Below are 14813 nucleotides of genomic sequence, written 5' to 3'. Positions count from 1 at the left end.
TCGGGTTCCACAGATTCAAGCACGGGATGTACCGATGCGCACGGCAATTATGCCAATCATGCCCATTGCCTGAAGCTATGACGTCGTCGTACTCAGCGATAGCGGCGCAGATGACGCCAGACGGCAAACCACGCACCGAGCAGGCACAGCAGCATCGTCGTCACGCAGACGGCAGCAAGCTCGACCGGCCCCGGCAACGCCAGCAGGAAGGGCTGGCCGTAGGCGGCGGCCAGCTCGCCGACCGCCGGATTCAGCCAGGTGATCGCCCCGGCGGCGATGCCGCAGCCGACCAGCCCGCCGAGTACCCCCTGGATTGCCGCGCTGTAATGGAACGGCCGGCGGATGAAGCTGTCGGTTGCGCCGATCAGCTTGGCGACCTCGATTTCCTCGCGCCGGGTCAGGATCTGCATGCGGATGGCGTTGCCGGTGACCAGCACCAGCGCCACTGCCAGCAGCAGCACGACGACCTGCAGCGCATGGCGGCCGAGTGCGATCGCCTTCTCGAGCCGCGCCGCCCATGCCGAATCGAGCTGCACGGTATCGACGCCGGGATCGGTCAACAGCGTTTGTTCCAGCCGGGTCAGCTCGGCCGCGGGCACGTCACGCCGGGCGGTCAGCACGAAAGCGTCGGGCAGCGGATTGTCCGGCAGGCCGGCGAGCAGGTCGCCGCTACCGATGGCGGCTTCCATCGACTTCAGCGCCTCGTCCTTCGGCACGAAGCGCGTCTGCGCCAGCCGGCCGTCCCTGGCGAGCTGCGCGCGCAGCGCGCCGACGTCGGCCTCGGGCTTGAGGAAGACCGTCAGCTGCGGCTCGACCGGCATCTTCGACGTCACGCCGGCGACGCTCGAAAGCAGCAGATACAGGCCGAGCGGCAGGCTGGCGACAAGGCCGATCACCGCCAGATGCAGCAGGGTCGCGACCGGATGGCGCAACAGCGCGCCAACAGTGCGGGACAGGGCAAGGCCGTGCAGGCGGAACCAGTGTTTCATCAGTTTTTCCCTTAAGCGCTGAACTGGCCGTTTTTCAGCCGCAGGATGCGCCGGCCGTAATCGGCCATCAGCGTTTCGTCGTGCGCCGAGATCACCAGCGTCACGCCGACCTGGTGGAAGGACTTGAACAGCTCGAGGATGTCGTGCGCATAGTCGCGGTCGAGATTGGCGGTCGGTTCGTCGGCCAGCAGGATGGCGGGTCGGTGCACGACGGCACGGGCGATGCACAGCCGCTGCTGCTCGCCGCCCGACAGCGCGATCGGATTGAGCTTTTCCTTGCCCGACAGCCCGACCTTGTCGAGCGCCGCCAGTACCCGGCGTTTCACCTCGCGGCCGTCGAAGCCGATGATGTCGAGCGGCAGCTTGACGTTGTCGTACACCGAACGGTCGAACAGTATCTTGTGGTCCTGGAAGATCAGCCCGAAATGGCGCCGCACGTAGGGCAGGCTGCCGCGCGACGCGCGCGCGAGGTTCTGGCCGTTGACGAGCACGGTACCGGCAGTCGGTTTCTCGATGCCGGCAATAAGCTTGAGCAGCGTCGACTTGCCGGCGCCCGAGTGGCCGGCGAGGAAGACGAGCTCGCCCGGCTGGATGTCCATGCTCAGGCCCTTGAGCGCTTCGAGTCCGCCGGGATAGCGTTTGGTCACTTGCTGGAATTGGATCATCGGTCCGCCTTGGAAAGGATCACGGAGTCTGAACGGAAGAAGGCGCTCACAGGCCGCCCGAGGTCTGCGCAACCGACCAGCTGAGCCGGCGCAGACGCCAGCCTAGCTGCACGTCGCCGCTGGTATCGAGATCGAAGCCCAGCCGGGTCAGTACCCGCGCCGCCGCACCATCGGACCGCAAGGTCCGGGCCAGCAGGACGCGCGGCGAATGTTGCGTGAACAGCCGGTCGATGAAGGCACGACCGGCCTCGACGCCAAAGCCGTTGCCACAGGCCGCCGGCAGCAGCCACAGCCCGACATGCGCTTCGTCACGCTCGAACCGCGCGCCGACGCAGCCGACGGTTTGCCGGTCGCTGCGACGGCAGATCGCCATTCCGGTCGCACCGCCGAACAGCTCGCCGCGTCGCAGTTCACGCAGATAGCCCGCAGTGCCACCGGGCAGCGGCAGCGCTGCCAGCACACCGGCATCACCGTCGCCGAACGGGCGCAGGATCAGCCGGGGCGTGAGCAGCGTCGGCAGGCTCATCGATCAGTCGAACAGCGCGTCGACGTAGTCGCGCGCCACGAAGGGGCGCAGGTCATCGATGCTCTCGCCGACGCCGACGAAGCGCAGCGGAATGCTGCGTTCGCGCGCGATCGCCGCGATCACGCCGCCCTTGGCGGTGCCGTCGAGCTTGGTCAGCACCAGGCCGGTCAGATCGAGCGCATCGTCGAAGGCCTTCACCTGAGACAGCGCGTTCTGGCCGGTATTGGCGTCGAGCACCAGCATGATTTCGTGCGGGCCGGTCGGATCGGCCTTCTGCACCACGCGTTTGACCTTCTTGATCTCTTCCATCAGGTGCAGCTGCGTCGGCAGACGGCCGGCGGTATCGACGATGACCACATCGACGCCACGCGCCTTGGCTGCGTTGACCGCGTCGAACGCCACCGCTGCGGCATCGCCGGACTCCTGCGCGATCACCTGAACGCCGTTGCGCTCGCCCCAGACGACCAGCTGCTCGCGCGCCGCAGCGCGGAAAGTGTCGCCGGCAGCGAGCAGCACGCTCTTGCCTTGCGACTGGAAGTACTTGGCCAGCTTGCCGATGCTGGTGGTCTTGCCGGCACCGTTGACGCCGGCGACCATCAGAATGAAGGGCTTGTGGCCTTCGAGGCTGAGCGGCACTTCGAGCGGGCCGATCAGCATGTTCAGGCTGTCCTTCAGCGCGCCCTTCAGCTCGAGCGAATCCTTCAGTCCCTTCAGCGACACGCGCTCGCGCACGTCGTCGAGCAGGTGGGTCGTCGCGTTGACGCCCATGTCGGCGGTCAGCAGGACGGTTTCCAGCTCTTCGTACAGTTCCTCGTCGATCTTGCCACCGCCGAACAGGCCGGCGAGGTTCTTGCCGAGCTTGTCGCGCGTCTTGGCCAGCCCGGCCTTGAGCCGTTCGGCCCACGACAGTCTGGGTTTGTCCTGCGGCTGGGCGACAGGAGCCGGCTGCGCAACGACCGGCGCACTCGCGGCCGGTTCGATCGACGCGACGGATTCAGCGACAGGCGCCACAGCCGGCGCTGCAAGCTCCTGCGCTGGTGCGACGGGCGCGGGGCTGTCGACGAACTGCGGTGCGGCGGCTTCGACGGACGCGGGCTGCGGGGCCACCGGCGCCTCGACGGGTGCCGGAACGGGCTGCGCTTGCGGTTCGGGCGTCGCCTCGGCCGGCTTTTTCTTGCGGAAGAAACTGAACATGGGTTTTGAAATTGGCCCTGATTGGCGGAAAATGCTTGATTTGCCGCGATTTTAACGCTTCGACCCCATGGCAGCCCAGCAGAAAAACCAGCTCCGCATCATCGGTGGCGAATGCCGCCGCCGCATCGTGCATTTTCCCGACGGTGACGGCCTGCGCCCGACGCCCGACCGCGTCCGCGAAACACTGTTCAACTGGCTCGGCCAGGACCTGACCGGCAAGCGCTGCCTCGACCTGTTCGCCGGCAGTGGCGCGCTCGGTTTCGAGGCGGCGTCGCGCAATGCCGCACATGTAGTGATGATCGAAAAATCCAAGCCGGTGCACGCAGCACTCGCCGCCAACCGGACCACGCTCAAGCTCGACCGGATCGAACTGGTCCAGGCCGACGCGGCCAGCTGGCTGGCGCGCAGCAGCGACACTTTCGATATCGCTTTCGTCGACCCGCCGTATGCCAGCGATCTGCTGTTGCCGACGCTGACGGCCTTGCTGCCTCGACTGGCGCCCGACGCCCGCGTCTACGCCGAAACCGCCGACTGGTCCCGCCTTGAAGCCGGACTGGCCGGCTGGGCCGTGCTGCGCGAAGGGCGTGCCGGCACCGTCCACTACCGCTTGCTGACACCCGCGTGACCATTCACGCAGCATTGTCCTGCGCCGTCCAAAGTGGGACAATTGCGCAAAGCTCTTGTTTTTATGTGATTTTCTAAACGGAAGAACCGCACCATGTCGTTGATGATTACCGACGAATGCATCAATTGCGACGTCTGTGAACCGGAATGCCCGAACAGCGCGATCTCGCAGGGCGAAGAAATCTACGAGATCGATCCGAACCTGTGCACCGAGTGCGTCGGCCATTACGACGAACCGCAATGCCAGCAGGTCTGTCCGGTCGACTGTATTCCGCTCGACCCGGAACACGAGGAGTCGAAGGAAGTCCTGATGCAGAAATACCTGGTGATCTCGGGCAACGCCTGAGTTCCGGCCAGCCGAAAAAAGCCGCGCACTGCGCGGCTTTTTTCATGGCGCGCAACCGGCCATCAGTCGCACGAATCGCACACCGGTCCGGAGCAGCCGTTTACCCCCGACCGGCCGGTCTCTATGATCGGCCTGTCCGGTTTTCTTGTTTCCTTTCATGTCGGCTCCCCTGCCCGCGCGCGTGTTCAACCTCCGCGCAGAAATAGACCAGACCCTTGCCGTCGCCGCCACGCTGACGCACTCCCAACCGGCCGAAGCCCTGTTGCTTGCCACCCAGTCGCGGCAGCGCGCACAGGCCATCGCCTACCGGGCCGGCGAAGCACGCGCATGGATGCAGGCCGCCCGCGCGGCGTTTGCCATGCCCGATTGCGCCGAGGCCCATCCGGCCTGCGTCGCGGCAGCCGAACTGGCCGACACGCTCGGTGATCCGCTGTTGTGGAGCGAGGCGACCCATATCGCCGCCGAAGTCCGCTACGGCAGCGGCAGCTACCAAGAGGCCGAAGCCCACTGGCTGGCGCTGCTCGAGCGCGGTCTGGCAGGCGGTCCCGCACTGGCCCGGCTGCTCGGCTATCTCGGCATGGCCAAGCTCTACTTCATGCTGATCGCACCGGAGCCCGCAGCGGCGATGCTCGCCAAGGCCGAGCGCGAACTGCCGGACATCGATCGGCTCGACATCCGTTTCGGCCTGCACATCAATATCGCCGCCCACCATTACCGCTGCGGCGACGACGATGCGACCGTTGCCGAACTCGCCACCGCCGAAGCCTTGCTGCCACGGCTGGGATTCTGCGAGTTCGAACCCGAGCTGTACTACTACCGCGGCTACCTGCTCAAGCGCCAAGGCCGACTGGGCGAAGCGAGGCAGCAGTTCGAGCGTTCGCTGTCGCTGAACGGCAGCGCCCACAACTACTGGGGCAAGGTCGTCAATCTGGTGGCGCTCGGTGAAACCTGCCTCGATCTGGCCCAGCCGCACGCGGCCGACCACTATCTGCGTCGCGCGCTCGACGGCGCGATCAGCCTCGGCGCCCCTTATCTCGAGGCCCAGTGTCAGGCCGCGCTCGCACGTGCCTGTGCCGACATCGGCGACACCCATGGCGAATTCGCGTACTGGCAACGGCATTTCACGCTGATGGCACAGCTCGAGCAGCGCGACAACGCTGCCGACCGGCCCGACGCCATCGCCCAGCTCGGTGCACGGATTGCCGCGCTGGAAGCCCGTTAGCCGGTCCGCCTGACCGCCTCGATCGCGCGGATCCGCGCCGTGCGCACCGCATGCGGAATCTGCGCCTTGTCGCTACAGCCCTGGGCAATTTCACCGGCGTTGACGGTATTGGCCGCAGCGAGCTGCAGCCGCAGCCAGTCCGGCTGCGGGTAGTCGCAATCCTCGAAGTGCAGCCGGCCACGCGCATCGGCCAGACAAGCATCGAGGAACTCGTCGAACCGCGCCGGCTTGCGGAACGCATCGCAACGGGTGAACAGATCCAGCGTGGTATCGGCCCGCAGCTCTTTCGCCCGGTGCACGTGGGTGTGGTCGCGACAGACCATCACCGCCAGATCGCGGCAGTCGGCCGGCACGCGCAGCCGCTCACACAGGGCCTCGACGACCTTCACGCCGGCGCCTTCGTGGCCGTAGTGGCTCGGCAGCACGTCGCCCGGTGTCAGCGGCTTGCCAAGATCGTGGCACAGTGCGGCGAAGCGCGTCGTCAACGGCCAGCGCTGCGCGGCGGCGTAGTCGAGCACCATCATCACGTGCACACCGGTATCAACTTCCGGATGGTAGTCTGCGCGTTGCGGCACGCCCCACAGTGCATCGAGCTCGGGTGCGATCCGCGCGAGTGCGCCGCACTCGCAAAGCACCGCGAACATCCGGCTCGGCGTATGGCACATCAGACCCTTGGCAAACTCCTGCCAGACACGCTCGGCCACCAGATGGTCGACCTCGCCATCGGCCACCATCTGCCGCATCAGGTCCATCGTTTCCGGCACAACGGCAAAATCGAAGCGGGCGGCAAAACGGGCCAGCCGCAGGATGCGCACCGGATCTTCGACAAAGGCCGGCGATACGTGACGCAACCGCCTTGCCTGCAGGTCGGCCTGGCCGTGATACGGATCGATCAGCGCGCCGTGCTCGTCCTCGGCGATCGCATTGATCGTCAGGTCGCGCCGCGCCAGGTCTTCCTCCAGCGTCACACTCGGTTCGGCGAAGACGGTGAAGCCCTTGTAGCCATGGCCGGCCTTGCGCTCGGTGCGCGCCAGCGCGTATTCCTCGTTCGTCTGCGGGTGCAGGAAGACCGGGAAATCCTTGCCGACCGCACGGTAGCCCTGCGCCGCCATTTCATCGGCGGTGGCGCCGACGACGACCCAGTCGACGTCCTTGACCGGCAGGCCAAGCAGGCGGTCACGCACGGCGCCGCCGACTTTGTAGATCTGCATAGTGTCCGGGGTTCTAAGCTTTGAAGCCTTCAATTGTAACGAGCTGACAGGCTGCGGCTACAATCTTCAGGTTACTCCTTGAGACAGGAACACCGCCATGAAGATCGCCAACGACGTCACCGCGCTGATCGGCAACACGCCGCTCGTCAAACTCAACCGTGTCACCGCCGGCTGCGGCGCCACCATCGTCGCCAAGCTCGAATACATGAACCCCAGCCATTCGGTGAAGGACCGGATCGCCGTGAGCATGATCGACGCCGCCGAAGCCGCCGGCGTGATCAACGCCGACACGACCATCGTCGAACCGACGTCGGGCAATACCGGCATCGGTCTGGCCATGGTGTGTGCGGCGCGCGGCTACAAGCTGGTGCTGACGATGCCGGAAACGATGTCGAAGGAACGCCGTGCGCTGCTGCGCGGCTACGGCGCCGAACTGGTGCTGACCCCGGGGCCGGACGGCATGGGCGGCGCGATCGCCAAGGCCAAGGCCATCGTCGACGCCAATGCCAACCACTTCATGCCGCAGCAGTTCGAGAACCCGGCCAACCCGGAAATCCACCGCAAGACCACGGCCGAGGAGCTGTGGAACGACACCGACGGCCAGATCGACATCCTGATCGCCGGCGTCGGCACCGGCGGCACGATCACCGGCGTGTCCGAAGTGATCAAGGCGCGCAAGCCGTCGTTCCAGGCGATCGCGATCGAGCCGGACGCCAGCCCGGTCCTGTCGGGCGGCGCCAAGGGCCCGCACCCGATCCAGGGCATCGGCGCCGGTTTCGTCCCGGCCGTGCTGAACACCCACGCTTACGACGAAGTGATCCGCGTGACCAACGACGACGCCTTCGCGACCGCCAAGGCCATGGCGACGCAGGAAGGCATCCTCTGCGGCATCTCGGCCGGTGCGGCAACGTGGGCAGCGATCCAGGTCGCCAAGCGCCCGGAAAACGCCGGCAAGCTGATTGCGGTCATCATCCCGTCGTTCGGCGAACGTTATCTGTCGACCAAGCTGTTCGAAGGCCTGACCGACTAGAAATCAGGTGGATGATTAACCCACGAACCTGCCATGCCGGACTTTCTGCGGGTCAGCGGTCATGGCAGGCAGTGGCCAATTCACGGTGGCGTGGGGGTTGGTTTTGGCGAGGTCAGCGCCATGGCAGGGAACCTGAGCGAGACGTGCGGGTACATCCGGCCATGGGCGGCGCAGGACATCATCATTCGGCAGACTGATGGCGCTGAAGTCGTCTTGATCCTGCACTTCAAGTGCCATCGGTCATGGCGGCCAACCCAGCCGCTTGTTCATTCGACAGCGCATCGGCCACAGCAAGCCCGACCGGCTCGGACGCCAGCTTGCGCGACGTGACCGGCGAATCGGGCTGCGCCAACAGCTCGGTGCGCTCATTGCCCGACTCCCGATAGTGCCTCAACCGCCGACGCGTCAATACGCAGCGTCAGCGCTACCTCATCGCCATCGGCCTGCCAAATGAAGCGCGAATTCGAAACCGGAGAGCCCGCCTCCGATGAGGCATGAATTATTCATGCTTCTTTCCGTTATTTATTTTTTCCGAACGAAAAAGAATGATGACACCCAGTAGGCCAACGCCTACCGAGATGGAGATGGTTCGCGTGATGTCAAAGAAATAGGTACCCAGAAAATAAACCACGGACGAAACAGACGATGAAACAAAGAATGAAATGGAAAGCAAGGACCCACCGATACCCGGTCTGTCTTTGGCCAGAGATTGCAGAAAACCGATGGGGATACTAATCAGGCAAGCGGCTCCCAATGCAAGCAATGGAATCAAAAAGTAGATATGGACGAGATTACGTGTCATCGAAAACAACAGCATGGCAAGTGAAAACAGGAGGGCACCCCAAATTATCACGCTGGAGACTTTCCTTTTCTGCGCCACTCGGGACCAGAAGAATATGAAAAATATTTCAAATATGGCAATGCCTGCTTCGAACAGGCCAATGCTTGAATACTCACCACCCGCTTGATTGACGAGAATCAATGGTGCCGTTGCATCCAGTGTGAACAGCATGCTGGCAATCAGTGAAACGCCCACCAGCTTGAAAATGTTCGCTTTGTTGAATACTTGAGAAACAGGCGCAGAAGCACTCGCTGACTTGAAAGCTTCGTTAGAAGGCTGCTCTTTGAAGTAGATCGCAAAGATCAAGAGGCTCATGACGCCAGAAAACAGCCAAATGAAAATCAGCTCTTTTTTGGGAAGGGCCAGTACGCCAATCAGCCCAAGTGTCAGCACGTACCCCATCGAGTAAGTCGAGCGCAACAGGGCATTTTCGTCACCACGGCTGCTTTCTCGGGCGGCAGTCCGTCTGACTGTCGCATAGCTGAAAATCAGCGAATTGAGCACGCAGAAAATCGGCAGTAAAAGGCACGTCGCCAGAAAATAGGTGTATGGATTTGGCCAGAGAAAAACGGCGATGTTGCCAGCGAATCCGCATGCGCTGCAGATCAGGATATATTTGACAAAGCTTCCATTTTTGTCCGCCTTTACGCCGAAATAAATGCTGGCGAAGGTGATGATCAGCCCTGAGAACAAAATAACCAGGCTGTAGTAAATCTCGGTCACGCCGATTACGTCGATACCGAAGATATTTTTATACGGATTGATTGCTGCATTCGCGCTGGAGAAAAGCAGCATTGCGACGATCTGTTTACTTAGAAGCGGAAACCTTGAGGAGTCAGCAATACCCAATGAACTTGAAGCATTAGACATGGTTAAACACTCACTTGACTGACGACAAATCAACCATCGTCTGTAATTGTTTGGGCGCAAAACTATAATCTACTTGATGCCGAAGTAGTGGCAATTGTTCATTGGGTGTCGCATCCGCAACAGTCATCGAGGGCGTCAAGCCGAGTGTGCGGCTCACAGGGGTGCTGCACGACCGTTCTGCAGGTCCATTTCGCACCGCCCGGCGCCGCCGGGCGGGCTTGCCATCAAGTTGCGGCATTTCCAGTCGATATTGACTGCAAATCATCCTGAAGGACGCTTGTCGTGGTCGCCGCCGTCTCACCGCTCGGATACGAGCACCCCGTTCTGCGTACCGACCCGGCCCCCCGGGTGCTGGTCCACGAGGAACGCCTGCCGCCAGAATCACGCTATCGCTCGCCCGGTGACAGCTGGAACGGCGTCGAGCGCCGTAGCGGCGACGACCGGCGCAACGGCGAGGAACGGCGGCAACAGGCACAGAAAGCGCTGCTCGACACACGCGGCCGGCAGGACCGACGTGCCCAAGGCCGCCGTGCGACCGATGCGGCCGTCGCGACCTCGGTCTCGCTGCGCGTCTGAGCCTTTTCAGCCCGCGCGGTTGACCACCGCCCACAGCGGCGCCAGCACCGACGCACCGAACTGGCGCGACCGCTCGCCGTTCCAGCCGACCTCGGGCACCGGCCGGTCGAACGTGTCCTTGAACGGCATCTCGATCGTGTACGCCAGACAGCCGAAGGTTTCACCGACCCACTTGGTCGCGATCTTCAGCGTATCCGGGCCGAACTTGCCGTTCTCGTAGCCGTGCACCGTCTGGAAATCCGGGCTGGCGGCAAGCCACACCGTGTTGAACAGCGCCTGCAGCTCGGCCTGTTTGGCCGAGAACGACGGGATGTCGTCGCAGCCCGAGGCGAAGTTGTGCGGAATCGATTCGTCGCCGTGGATGTCGAGGAAGACGTCGACACCGGTCTGCTGCATCAGTGCACGCACCCACAGCACCTCGGGACTCCGTTCGGCCGACGGCGCACCCCACTCGCGGTTCAGGTTCGTGCCCGTGGCATTGGTGCGCAGGTTGCCGCGCACGCTGCCATCCGGGTTCATGTTCGGCACGACGTAGAACACCGCTTTTTCCAGCAGCGCGCGGCCGAGCGCGTTCTGGGTGTCGAGCAGCGCTTCGAGAAAGCCTTCGGCGAACCATTCGGCCATGGATTCGCCCGGATGCTGGCGCGCGATCAGCCAGACTTTCTGCTTGCCCGGCGTGTCGACGCCGATCTTCAGCGCATCGAAATCATGACCGTCCGGCGTCACGCCCAGCGGCAGCAGCTCGACCCACGGCGATGCTTCGAGCGCGCCGCCGATCAGCTGCTGGTGACGCTCCCACGAGTACGGTTCGAAATAGGCGAACCAGACCGCATCGTGCCTTGGCGTATGGCGGATCGTCAGCGTCTGGCCGTCGTAGTCGGTCGGCACGCGGAACCAGTTTTCGCGATCGTACGACGCCACCGCATGGTAGTCGGGCCAGCCGCCCGGGTACGCCGAAGCCGCCGCATTTTCGAGCTTCAGCACGCAATCGGTGTCCTTCGCGCCGGACAGGCGGAAATGGAACCACTGCATGAACGGCGAGGCGTTGTCGGGCCGCAGCGCCAGGCGGACATTGGCCGGATCGCTCGCATCGACGACGTCGATGGCACCGGAATCGAAATGGCTGCTGATACGGATCATGCTGGGCTCCCTGAGGCCGGAGGAATGGCCCGGATTTTACGCGGAGCACCGCCGGGCCAGAACGGTCGTAATCACGGGCTCAGGCCTCGAACGGAAAGACCACGCCAAGACCGGCACGCGCGGCGTCGATCAGTTCGATCATCGACCGCGAGTGCGCGTGGGTCACGATCGGGCTTTCGAGCCGACCTGCTTCGATCAGCGCACCGAAATGCGCGGTTTCGTAGTTGAGTCCGCTCCCGCTCATCGGTGCCTCGAGCTCGACCTTGCGGCCGTCGGTGTACTGGATCGTCGCGCGAACCGGGTTCCACCACTTTTCGTGAATCACGATATGCCCGCCGGGGCCACCGAGCAGGGCATCGCCGCTGCCGGCGAGATCGAGCCCGCAATAGAGCTGGGCAATGCCGGCCTCGTGACGGACGTTGACGCTGGCGAAGCTGTCGACGCCACCGTGCAGACGGCCCAGCACCTGCACCTCCTGCACCGGGCCGAGCCAGTCGACGGCGAGGAAGGCGCTGTAGATGCCGATATCGAGCAGGCTGCCGCCGGCCATGTCCGGGTTCCACAGCATGTGGTCCGCCGGCACGCCGGGATTGGCAAAGCCGGCGCGCACGAAGCCGACCGGACCGATCGGGTCGGTGGCGAGGTGATCGCGCAGCTTGCGGTACAGCGGGTAGAACGGCGGCTTCATCGCCTCCATGAACAGCTTGCCGTGCTGGCGTGCGGCGGCGAGCACGGTATCGAATTCGGCCGCGCTGATCGCCGCCGGTTTCTCGCACAGCACATGCTTGCCGGCAGCCAGCGCGTGGATGGCCAGCTGCGCGTGGCTGGTGTGCGGTGTGGCGATGTAGACCGCGTCGATGTCACTGTTCAGCAGCCCTTCGAGGCTGTCGCAGGCAGTGCCGCCGAACTCGCGGGCGAAAGCGTCGGCCTTGCCGGTGTTGCGGTTCCAGACCGCTGCGAGGGTCGCTGCGGCGACATGCTCCAGGCCCTGCGCAAAACGGCGGGCGATATTGCCGCAGCCGAGGATGCCCCAACGGATCATCGTGTTTCTCCAGAAGGAAGCCGTGCCGGGACTAGCGCGGGCGCGGCGTAAAGCGGAAGGCGGTGACGACGATCTCGGGCGGTTTCACTTTGGGCTTGCGGCCCTCGAACAGCCAGTAATTGATCATTACCGGCAGCGGTCGCTGCGGGATCATCGCCTGCGGATTGTCCGGCGCATAGCGCCAGCGTGCCAATACGGTCCCGCCCTGAGCCACTTCGAAATCGATGGCGGTCGGTTGCCAGTCGAAGCGGAACTGCACCGGACCATCGCCCGGCGGGACTTCGAAACCGTGATGGCCGCGCTGCTTGCTGTACGCCGGATCGGCCGGCCAGACGGTGAAGTTGCCGTTCGGATGCGCCGGATTGCCCCAGCGGGCGATTTCGATGTCGATCTCGTTGGTCCCGTCGATGGCGGTGCCATAACTCGGGTAATTGAAGAAACCGAGCACAAGGTCCGGGCCGAGGTCCGGCAGCTTCTCGATCTCGAATTCGTAGCGGCCGAAACCCAGTGCCTGGCTCAGCATCGCCTCGGCGCAGCTCCACTCGCCGCCGCGTTTGACGATGGCCAGATGCATCCGCCCCTGCTCGTCGTGCCAGACATTGCCGCGATCGAACTGGTTCGGCCCCGGCCCGCCGTGGCGGCGCTGCGACAACCAGTTCATCTCGCCGATGTGCGGCCCGGCGCAGCCGGCCAGCAGTACTGCACACAGCACCGCCAGCCAGCAACGACGCATGTCAGCTCCTTGAATCGCGCTCGAAGCGCACCAGCGCCAGATTGCCCAAGAGGTTGGGCATGAACTCTACACGACGGCCGTTGGCCAGCACGACGCGACCGGTGTTCTTCATCCCGAGCTTGATCAATAGCCGATCGAAGTCGCTGACGGTGCAGAAGTGGATATTCGGCGTGTTGTACCACTCGTACGGAATCGTCTCGGACACCGGCATCCGCCCCTGCAGGATCTGCCAGCGGTTTTCCCAGTAACCGAAGTTCGGGAAGGTGACGATGCCGGTGCGGCCGACACGCGCCATTTCGGTCAGGATGCCTTCAATGTTGTGCATCGCCTGGATCGTCAGCGACAGCACGACGTAGTCGAAACTGTCGTCCTCGAACTGCGCCAGCCCGACCTCGAGGTTGCTCTGGATCACGTTGACGCCGCGCGAGATGCAGGCGACGACGCCGTCGACGTCGATCTCTACGCCATAGCCGCGCACGTCCTTGTGCGTCGCCAGCCATGACAGCAGCGCGCCGTCGCCGCAGCCGAGGTCGAGCACCCGCGAGCCGCGGGCGATCCAGTGGCCGATCTGGTTGAGGTCGGGACGCAGTTCGGGCGCGCCGGTGGCGGCCGGCTTGATGGCGGTACTCATGCGCGGGCCTCCTGCGGCAGCGGATTCACTTCGTCGGCGACGCGCGCCAGATAGCCGCGCATCAGCGCGTGGTATGGCGCATCCTCCATCAGGAAGGCATCGTGGCCGTGCGCCGACTCGATTTCGGCGTAGCTGACGTCCTTCTTGGCATCGAGCAGCGCCTTGACGATCTCGCGCGAGCGCTCGGGGGCAAAGCGCCAGTCGGTGGTGAACGACACGACCAGAAAACGCGCCTGCGCCTGCCGCATCGCTTCGGCCAGATCGTCGCCGTAGTGCCGCGCCGGGTCGAAATAGTCGAGCGCCTTGGTCATCAGCAGATAGGTGTTGGCGTCGAAGTAGTCGGAAAACTTGTCGCCCTGATAGCGCAGGTAGGATTCGATCTCGAACTCGACGTCGTAACCGAACTTGTACTCGCCCGAGCGCAGCATCCGGCCGAATTTCTCGCCCATGCCGTCGTCGGACAGATAGGTGATGTGGCCGAGCATGCGCGCCAGCCGCAGGCCGCGGCGCGGTACGGTGTCGAACTGGTAGAAGTCGCCGCCGTGGAAATCCGGATCGGTGATGATGGCCTGACGCGCGACATCGTTGAAGGCGATGTTCTGCGCGGTCAGCTTCGGCGCCGAGGCGATCACCAGTGCGTGGCGAACCCGCTCCGGATGGGTGATGGACCAGCGCAAGGCCTGCATGCCGCCAAGGCTGCCGCCGATGATCGCCGCGAACTGGCGGATGCCGAGCCGGTCGGCCAGCATCGCCTGCGTCTGCACCCAGTCGGCCACCAGCAACACCGGAAAGCGCGAGCCATAGGGTTTGCCGGTCCCGGGGTCGATGCTCGCCGGCCCGGTCGAACCGTGACAGCCACCGAGATTGTTGACGCCGATGACGAAAAACCGGTCGGTATCGATCGGCTTGCCCGGTCCGATCATGTTGTCCCACCAGCCGGCGGCCTTGTCGTCCGGCTGATGGCGCCCGGCAACGTGATGGTGGCCCGACAGCGCGTGGCAGATCAGGATGGCGTTGGAGGCGTCGGCATTGAGGGTGCCGTAGGTTTCGTACACCAGCTCGAAGCGCGGCAGGATGGCTCCGCTGGCGAGCTGGATCGGCGCATCGAAGACCGCGGTTTGCGGCGCAACGATACCGACGGAATGGCGGTCGGGCATGGCGGGCGACGGGAGG

General features: G+C 64.2%; 16 protein-coding genes. 5 read left to right on the top strand and 11 right to left on the bottom strand.

What is annotated here, in order from left to right; translation table 11 throughout:
• Positions 1-92: 92 nt before the first annotated feature.
• Genes ftsX through ftsY form a run of 4 tightly spaced genes read right to left on the bottom strand, consistent with a single transcriptional unit; the run spans position 93 to position 3374 of the window.
• Positions 93-989: a permease-like cell division protein FtsX gene (ftsX, locus tag JMJ54_RS12005; RefSeq protein ID WP_203538797.1), complete on the bottom strand. Its 897-nt coding sequence runs from the start codon at positions 987-989 to the stop codon at positions 93-95.
• Between the two features lie 11 nt (positions 990-1000).
• The gene (gene ftsE, locus JMJ54_RS12000; protein ID WP_203538796.1) at positions 1001-1654 is read right to left on the bottom strand and encodes a cell division ATP-binding protein FtsE; all 654 of its coding nucleotides are present in this window, start codon (positions 1652-1654) and stop codon (positions 1001-1003) included.
• Positions 1655-1700: 46 nt separating this feature from the next.
• Positions 1701-2180: a GNAT family N-acetyltransferase gene (locus JMJ54_RS11995; RefSeq protein WP_203538795.1), complete on the bottom strand. Its 480-nt coding sequence runs from the start codon at positions 2178-2180 to the stop codon at positions 1701-1703.
• A gap of 3 nt (positions 2181-2183) precedes the next feature.
• Positions 2184-3374 (bottom strand): signal recognition particle-docking protein FtsY, encoded by a 1191-nt coding sequence (gene ftsY, locus JMJ54_RS11990; RefSeq protein ID WP_203538794.1) that lies wholly within the window; start codon positions 3372-3374, stop codon positions 2184-2186.
• Between the two features lie 67 nt (positions 3375-3441).
• Here ftsY and rsmD point away from each other — a divergent pair, with 67 nt between their 5' ends.
• The 3 genes from rsmD (at position 3442) to JMJ54_RS11975 (ending at position 5566) form a co-directional block, all read left to right on the top strand.
• Positions 3442-3999 carry a 16S rRNA (guanine(966)-N(2))-methyltransferase RsmD gene (gene rsmD, locus JMJ54_RS11985; protein WP_203538793.1) on the top strand — a complete coding sequence of 186 codons (558 nt, stop codon included), beginning with the start codon at positions 3442-3444 and terminating at the stop codon, positions 3997-3999.
• Between the two features lie 93 nt (positions 4000-4092).
• The gene (locus JMJ54_RS11980) at positions 4093-4344 is read left to right on the top strand and encodes a YfhL family 4Fe-4S dicluster ferredoxin (protein ID WP_203538792.1); all 252 of its coding nucleotides are present in this window, start codon (positions 4093-4095) and stop codon (positions 4342-4344) included.
• 157 nt (positions 4345-4501) lie between these two features.
• Positions 4502-5566: a tetratricopeptide repeat protein gene (locus tag JMJ54_RS11975; RefSeq protein ID WP_203538791.1), complete on the top strand. Its 1065-nt coding sequence runs from the start codon at positions 4502-4504 to the stop codon at positions 5564-5566.
• Here the strand turns inward: JMJ54_RS11975 and JMJ54_RS11970 are convergent.
• Complete coding sequence (locus JMJ54_RS11970) at positions 5563-6777, bottom strand: multifunctional CCA addition/repair protein (RefSeq protein ID WP_203538790.1); 1215 nt, start codon at positions 6775-6777, stop codon at positions 5563-5565. The genes JMJ54_RS11975 and JMJ54_RS11970 overlap by 4 nt on opposite strands.
• Before the next feature lie 97 nt (positions 6778-6874).
• Between JMJ54_RS11970 and cysK the strand changes: the two genes are divergently transcribed.
• Positions 6875-7807: a cysteine synthase A gene (gene cysK, locus JMJ54_RS11965; RefSeq protein ID WP_203538789.1), complete on the top strand. Its 933-nt coding sequence runs from the start codon at positions 6875-6877 to the stop codon at positions 7805-7807.
• Positions 7808-8306: 499 nt separating this feature from the next.
• Here the strand turns inward: cysK and JMJ54_RS11960 are convergent, their stop codons facing one another.
• Positions 8307-9443: an MFS transporter gene (locus JMJ54_RS11960; RefSeq protein WP_203538788.1), complete on the bottom strand. Its 1137-nt coding sequence runs from the start codon at positions 9441-9443 to the stop codon at positions 8307-8309.
• Between the two features lie 423 nt (positions 9444-9866).
• On the opposite strand from JMJ54_RS11960, the gene JMJ54_RS11955 reads away from it, so the two are divergent.
• Entirely contained in the window at positions 9867-10094 is a 228-nt protein-coding gene (locus JMJ54_RS11955; protein WP_203538787.1) for a hypothetical protein, read from the top strand.
• 6 nt (positions 10095-10100) lie between these two features.
• On the opposite strand, the gene JMJ54_RS11950 is transcribed toward JMJ54_RS11955, so the two are convergent.
• The 5 genes from JMJ54_RS11950 to metX form a co-directional block, all read right to left on the bottom strand.
• Positions 10101-11234 (bottom strand): M14 family metallopeptidase, encoded by a 1134-nt coding sequence (locus tag JMJ54_RS11950; RefSeq protein ID WP_203538786.1) that lies wholly within the window; start codon positions 11232-11234, stop codon positions 10101-10103.
• Positions 11235-11313: 79 nt separating this feature from the next.
• Complete coding sequence (locus JMJ54_RS11945) at positions 11314-12276, bottom strand: Gfo/Idh/MocA family protein (protein ID WP_203538785.1); 963 nt, start codon at positions 12274-12276, stop codon at positions 11314-11316.
• A 31-nt stretch (positions 12277-12307) separates the two neighbouring features.
• A complete protein-coding gene (locus JMJ54_RS11940; RefSeq protein ID WP_203538784.1) occupies positions 12308-13009 on the bottom strand; it encodes a glycoside hydrolase family 16 protein in 702 nt (233 codons plus the stop codon).
• A 1-nt stretch (position 13010) separates the two neighbouring features.
• Entirely contained in the window at positions 13011-13640 is a 630-nt protein-coding gene (gene metW, locus JMJ54_RS11935; RefSeq protein WP_203538783.1) for a methionine biosynthesis protein MetW, read from the bottom strand.
• On the bottom strand, positions 13637-14797 hold the full coding sequence (metX, locus tag JMJ54_RS11930) for a homoserine O-succinyltransferase MetX (protein ID WP_203538782.1): 1161 nt from the start codon (positions 14795-14797) through the stop codon (positions 13637-13639). The genes metW and metX overlap by 4 nt, the downstream gene beginning before the upstream one ends.
• Between the last annotated feature and the right edge of the window lie 16 nt (positions 14798-14813).

This window comes from Jeongeupia naejangsanensis (assembly GCF_016865585.1).
GTDB classification, from domain to species: Bacteria; Pseudomonadota; Gammaproteobacteria; order Burkholderiales; family Chitinibacteraceae; genus Jeongeupia; species Jeongeupia naejangsanensis.
The sequence above is the reverse complement of the archived record's forward strand: the minus strand, read 5'-3'. Positions and strand labels throughout refer to the sequence as shown.